Source organism: Clostridioides sp. ES-S-0108-01, assembly GCF_020662285.1.
Classification (GTDB): domain Bacteria; phylum Bacillota; class Clostridia; order Peptostreptococcales; family Peptostreptococcaceae; genus Clostridioides.
Genome location: NZ_JADGMN010000006.1, coordinates 205,460 through 212,664, shown reverse-complemented (window position 1 = coordinate 212,664; position 7,205 = coordinate 205,460). Strand labels below are relative to the sequence as shown.

General features: G+C 27.5%; 3 protein-coding genes, 1 tRNA gene and 2 rRNA genes. All 6 read left to right on the top strand.

Going from position 1 to position 7,205, the window contains the following annotated elements; genetic code table 11:
- Positions 1-173: ribosomal RNA gene (locus IR152_RS08360) — 23S ribosomal RNA — on the top strand; the annotation flags it as partial.
- A 92-nt stretch (positions 174-265) separates the two neighbouring features.
- Positions 266-339: transfer RNA gene (locus IR152_RS08355), tRNA-Gly, on the top strand.
- A gap of 8 nt (positions 340-347) precedes the next feature.
- Positions 348-464, top strand: a 5S ribosomal RNA gene (gene rrf / locus IR152_RS08350).
- 248 nt (positions 465-712) lie between these two features.
- Entirely contained in the window at positions 713-2,731 is a 2,019-nt protein-coding gene (locus IR152_RS08345) for an N-acetylmuramoyl-L-alanine amidase (RefSeq protein WP_227451331.1), read from the top strand.
- Between the two features lie 241 nt (positions 2,732-2,972).
- Positions 2,973-4,886 carry a hypothetical protein gene (locus IR152_RS08340; protein ID WP_227451330.1) on the top strand — a complete coding sequence of 638 codons (1,914 nt, stop codon included), beginning with the start codon at positions 2,973-2,975 and terminating at the stop codon, positions 4,884-4,886.
- Entirely contained in the window at positions 4,879-7,116 is a 2,238-nt protein-coding gene (locus IR152_RS08335) for an ATP-dependent helicase (protein ID WP_227451329.1), read from the top strand. The genes IR152_RS08340 and IR152_RS08335 overlap by 8 nt, the downstream gene beginning before the upstream one ends.
- The last annotated feature ends 89 nt before the right edge of the window (positions 7,117-7,205 follow it).

Here is a 7,205-nt window from a genome sequence, read left to right as displayed (position 1 = left end):
CTATGTACGGAATGGATAAGCGCTGAAAGCATCTAAGCGCGAAGCCAACTTCAAGATAAGATTTCCCACCGCAAGGGTAAGACCCCAGAAAGACTATCTGGTTGATAGGTCGAAGGTGTAAGTGCAGCAATGTATTTAGCTTATCGATACTAATAGGTCGAGGACTTGACCAATATTTATTTGATGTTCATTAATTAAGATATATATGTAGTTTTTAGAGTGCTAGCTCTAAAAAGTTAGCTTTACTAATTTATAAAAATTTAATGCGGGTGTAGCTCAATGGTAGAGTTCTGGCCTTCCAAGCCAGCTGTGAGGGTTCGATCCCCTTCACCCGCTCCAAAAGATTATGTGGTTACAATAGCAGAGAGGATACACCTGTTCCCATTCCGAACACAGAAGTTAAGCTCTCTAGCGCTGATGGTACTTGGTGGGAAACTGCCTGGGAGAGTAGGACGTAGCCACGTAATCTTTTTTTGTTGTATTAAATTTAATAAAAGTACAATTACTATATTTTTTTGTATTTTATAGATTTTTTTGGCAATAAATGATATAGTGGAAATAATTAAATATATTCAGTATATTTAATTTTTTTATTTTTTGTTTTGTAAGTTTATTTTTTATATACTTATTTATAATTTTAACTAGATACATTTTGACATATTAAAAATTAAAAAGACTAAATTAAAAATTTATGTTAAATAAGGAGATTGATATGAGAAGAAATACAAAATTATTAACAACAGGAATTCTTTCAATGGCGATTGTTGCACCTACAATGGCGTTTGCCACTGAATCTAATGCTATGGAAAATAGTGAAGATTTAAATATAAACTTGGAGAAAAAAAGTATAGTTTTAGGTAGTACATCAAAAGTTAGTGTCAAATTTAAAGAAAAACTAGATGCAGATAGCATTACATTAAAATATAAATGTTACGATATGCCATTAGATACAACTCTAAATTACAACCAATCAACTGGTTCATATGAAGGAACTATCAATTATAATAAAGACCCAGAATATCTAAATGTTTGGGAATTACAAGGGATAACAATAAATAGTGAAAATAATCCTAAAACTTTAAACAAACAAGACCTAGAAAAGATAGGATTAAATTTAAAAGATTACAATGTAACACAGGAATGTATAATTGAAGATATAACTTCAAGAAAAGATGTAAATAAGTATTTGAGAAAGACTTCTGCACCTATCACAGAACTTACAGGAAGTGATAGATATGAAACGGCAGTTAAAATAAGTAAAGAGGGTTGGAAAAATGGTTCAGATAAGGTAATTGTGATAAGTGGAGATGTAAGTATTGATGGTATTATATCAACTCCATTAGCAACTACATATAATGCACCAATACTTTTAGTTGAAAAAAATAATGTGCCTGTTAGTGTAAAATCAGAATTAAAGCGTCTAAACCCTAAAGATGTAATTATAGTTGGAAATGAGAATTCTATTTCTAAAACTACTGCCAATCAAATTAAATCGGTTGTAAACGCTAGTCAAACACGTCTAAGTGGCTCTAATAGATATGAGACATCTTTATTGATAGCAAAAGAAATAGATAAAAATCACGATGTAGATAAAGTATATATAACAAATGCTAATGGTGGAGAAGTAGATGCGCTTACTATAGCAGCAAAAGCAGGGCAAGACAAGCAACCAATTATATTGACTGACAAGAATAGTATTACAGATAATACATACAAATGGTTGGAAAATGAGGATTTACAAAAGGCTTATTTTATAGGTGGTCCTCAAATGATATCAACAAATATTATAAATAAGGTAAATGACATAACTAAGGAGAGTGTTACTAATAATAGAGTATATGGAGCAGATAGACATGAAACAAATGCAAATGTCATAAAAAAATTCTATACAGAAGATGAATTAGAAGCCGTTTTAGTAGCTAAATCGGATGTACTTGTTGATGCTTTAGCAGCAGGTCCATTGGCAGCTAATTTAAAATCTCCAATACTTATAACACCAAAAACATATGTGTCTGCGTACCATAAAGATAATTTAGAATCTAAATCAGCTAATAAAGTATACAAAATAGGAGGAGGACTGACTTCAAAGGTAATGAGTTCTATAGCATCATCATTATCTAAACACAATACGACTCCAACAGACCCCGAAACTAGTGGGGCTAAGACAGTTATGATTGACCCAGGGCATGGTGGTTCAGATACTGGAACAACAGGGAAACCATTAGGTGGTATTAAAGAAAAAGATTATACTTTAAATACTTCACTTGCAACGACTGAATATTTACGTTCAAAGGGAATCAATGTAATTATGACTAGAGACACAGACAAGACTTTATCACTTGGAAATAGAACTGCTTTGTCTAATTCCTTAAGACCAGATTTATTTACAAGTATACATTATAATGCGTCTGATACAACTGGAAATGGTGTAGAAGTATTTTATAAACTTAAAGATAAAGATGGGGGAACTACTAAGACTCTAGCTAGCAATATATTAAATAGAATTTTAGAAAAGTTCAATCTAAAGAATAGAGGTATAAAAACAAGAACGCTATCAACTGACCCTACAAAAGATTATTTGTATGTTTTAAGAACTAATGATATGCCAGCTGTACTTGTAGAATGTGCATTTTTAGATAATGAGAAAGATATGAGCTTGCTTAATACATCAGATAAAGTAAAAGAAATGGGTACACAAATCGGTAAAGGAATAGAAGAATCGTTAAAGTAAATAAAAATATTTAAAATCTTAACGTAAATTTATTTTTGTAAATTAATGTTAAAGTTAAAAAATGAACTATAAGTGTATCAACAACAAAGACTATATATACATTGCTGCATATATGAATGTAAAGCTGTGTGTATATAGCTTTTTTTGTAATTAAATGCAATAATTTGATTGTACTTTGTAAAATACACATTATGATATAATTAGATAATATACACTTAATTTAATTGAGGAAGGTGATTATGTGGAATACTTATTTGAAAAAAGTAGTTTAAAAGAATATAGAAATGAATCTTTAGATAAATATAGAGAATTATTAGATAAAACTGAGAATAATTCAAGAAATATTCTTTTATTAGTACCAAACAATAATACAAAGATAAGGTATGAAAGGTCTTTAAAATTAGATTATAGTGAAGAATTAAAGATAACAACATATATAGGTTTTGTGAAAAAGGAATTATTAAAATATTGGCCACTTATAATAGAAAAGTGTGATGAAATAAATAAAAAAACTGTATCTCCAACTTTTATATCAAATAGTCTAAGTGAATATTTAATAGTGCAAAAAGTTAAGGAAAAAAGGGTACAAGAAGGCTATTTTGAAGATATTACAGGAACAAATAAATCAATAGCAAATAGTATAATGACAAATATAAATAAATCTGCATTTAATTTAGTTGACTTCGATTTTATTGGAGAAAAAATATATTCATCAAAGAAAAATAAAAATAGTATATATAGATTTTCATACACTCAAATGGATGAAATTGTATCATATTATATAAACTCATTACTATCAAATTCACTTTTAGATAATGCACTAAGTGTATATATGTACAATCAGTATTTACTTAATGATGATTTTTATATAAAGAATTTATTTAAAGAAGTTAGGTATATAATAGTGGATAGTCTTGAAAATTCAAGTAATGTAGAAGTTGATTTTATTACAAAAGCATTAAATAATGTACTAGAAAGTTATATGTATATTGATTATAGCAAAGATTATTCTGCATTTAATAATGTAGATATGGACTATATAAAGGAAAAGATAATATCAAAAATTAAAACTGAAGAAGAAAATATTAATAAGAAGAATATTGGAATAGAAGATTTATACTTATTACCTGCAACTATAGAATTAAATCAATCAAGCCAATTATACAATGAAATGTTAGATTTAATAAGTAAAAAAATCATATCTCTTATAGAAGATGGTACATCTCCAAGAGATATAGCGATTATATCTCCTATAAACAATACTATATTGGAGCATCAAATTAGAGATTCTTTGATAGAAAAAAATATAGATGTTTTTAATACTAAGAAAGATAAAAAAGCTGTAGATTATCCATATGGAAATGCATTAGTAGTGGCTACATGTATATTCTATGGGTATTTAGATTTTATAAAAGATGATGAGTATTTAAGCTTTTTAGAAACTCTTTTAGATATAAATAGGATAAAAGCATTTAAGATTTTCAATGAAACAAGACATTTAAGTATTGATAATATGGGTGAACATAGTCAGTATCGTGATATTTTACAGTATATTGAAGAAAAAAAGAAGAGTGACATAAAAATACATGAATTTTTAATTCAGTTTTATATAGATAAGATGCTAAGTTTAAAAGAAGGTAAAAAGAATGTTGGGTTATGTAAAAAGATAATAGCTGAAAGTGAATCTTTTAGTGAAAGTATAAGTTTACTTGGTATGAGAAAAGAAAAGATATTTATAGAAGCTTTGAAGACTACGATAAACGATTATTACTCTGTTGTTGATATAGAAGAGTTGAAATCCAAAGACAAAGTAGTAATAACCACTCCTTATTCATATATATCATCAAATATAGATAGAAGTATACAAATATGGGTGGATATAGGAAGTAATGCTTGGAATATGAAAATAGAAAAGGATATAAGCAATTTAATTGTACTTAGAAAATCTTTTGAGGAAAAAAAGATTTATACAAATGAAATGGAAGAATACTATAAGAAATATTATCTATACAATACAGTGTATAATTTGCTATTAAGTGCAAAGAAAATCTATGCGTATAAAAGTGAGTATACGATTAATGGCTATATCCAAGAAAGTATGTTATATAGTATACTTTTAAAAATCTCGCATAAAGGAGATAAAAATTATGATTAATATAAATTATAGAGAAGACCAGATACCAATCATAAATTATGATAATGGTACTATGGCAGTACCAGCAGTGCCAGGCGCTGGAAAAACATTTATAATAACAAATTTAGTAGCTAAATTATTACTTGAACAGAAACATAAGGGCGGTAAAATATTAGTTCTTACATATATGAATAGTGCTGTAAACAATTTTAAAGGTAGAATAAGAAAGATTCTTGAAGAGAATAAAATAGATGACACTAGTTCATATGAAGTAATGACTATACACAGTTTGGCTGTAAAAATAATAAAGGAAAAACCAGAAGTTGTAATGTTAAGTGAGGATTTTAATATAGCTGATGATTTACAAAAAAATATTATATTAAATGAATGTATAAGTAGATTTAGATTTGAAGGTGGAGAAAGAGCTTTTAGATGGTTTTTAAAGGAACAAAAAGATGAGCGTTGGAAAGAAATAACTCTCGAAGCTTGGGAAAGAGGTTTTTTTGAATTTGCAGGAAATGCAATAAGTGAGCTTAAGTATAAGGGAATTTCTCCAGATAAACTTGAAGAAATATTGGCAAGAGGACACAAAGGAATGCTTAAAATTATTCTCCCAATATATAAATTATATGATAGAAAGTTAAAGCAGAATGGATTATTAGACTATGATGACATATTAATTTTAGCAGAAAAAACTTTAAGCTTAGATGAAGGGCTTAGAAAGAAGTTTCAAACCAGATACAAATACATCTTTGAAGATGAATGTCAGGATTCAAATGAAATTCAAGGTAATATAATAAAAATTATATCTAGTGAAAATAAAAATTTAGTTAGAGTTGGAGATATAAATCAAAGTATAACAGGAACATTTTCATCATCAGACCCTAGATTTTTTAAAGAGTTTATAAATAATGCAGATTTCTGTTATAGGATGGATATGTCAAATCGAAGTTCAAAAGATATACTTGATTTAGCAAATATCCTTGTGGAATATGTTACAAAGGAATTTAGACAGGAAGAATGCAGACATGCTCTTGAAGATATGCAAATAAAAACTGTACCAAATGGAATGGGATATAAAGAAAATCCTAATCCAGAGCATTACAACATAAACGTAAAGTGGTATGAGAGTTGGAAAAATGAAATAGAGCAAACTGCTAAATATGTTAAAGGTATAAAAAACAAATACCCAGATAAAAGTATAGGTATATTAGTTCCATTTAATGAGCAAGTTACACAAGTTGCTAAAGAACTTAGGGAGTATAATCTAACCTTTGAAGAATTAGGGCCAAATTCTTTGAGTAAGAGGAAGGTTATAAACAATATAGCATTTATTATTGATTTTATGTTACATTGTGATGATATAGAAAAGTTAATAATTGTACTTGAGAAGGTTTTTATAAATACTGATAATGAAGAAGAGTTAAAGAACTTTTTAGAAAAATTGAGAAACTATTCTACAGAAGAAATTATCTACAATTTTGAACTTAGTAAGTTAGATAATGATTTAATAGAAGGAAATGAAGAAAGTGATATATATTTAAGCTTCAAAAGAGGAATAGATATTATAAAACATATATTAGAATATCCAATAATAAGGTTAGACCTTTTAGTTTTGTTTATTGGAAAAAAACTTAATTTAGAAAAAGAAGATAAGGCTGTACTTGATTATATATCTTTTTATATAAAGTATCTAGTATCAGAAAATATAAATATGGATTTAAAAGATGTATATAATTTATTGTTTGATGTAAAAAATAAGGTATTCAATCACATAATAGATGTAGTATATGAGATAAATGGATATGAGCCAGAGCCTGGGAGTATAACACTATGTAATTACCATAAATCAAAGGGGATGGAGTGGGATTGCGTATTTTTATTAGGTCTTATTGAATATAATTTCCCTGACAATATCAATCAAAAATTTCAGAGTGATAAATGGTATCTAAAAGAAAAATATAAAAATCCTATGGCAATTATTAAATCAGAAATTGAAGCTATATTAAAAGGAAGTATTTCAACTGATTATGCTTATAAAACAAAGATTGATTCTATAAATGAAAAGATTAGACTTTTATATGTAGGAATCACTAGAGCAAAGGAGATGCTAATACTTTCAGGAAGTGCTTATAGAGATGAAAATGATATAGGAAACAAGAGAAAAGAGCAAAAACCATGTATATATTTAGGCAGATTGAACCGTCATATTACTGAAAAGAGGTTAAATATATATAAAGAATTTAATTAATGGGATGTTTAATATATTGTTGAAAATAGGATAGAACAGTATATACAGTAAATAGGTATTAAAAATAAAGTTAAGAGAGAAGTGATATG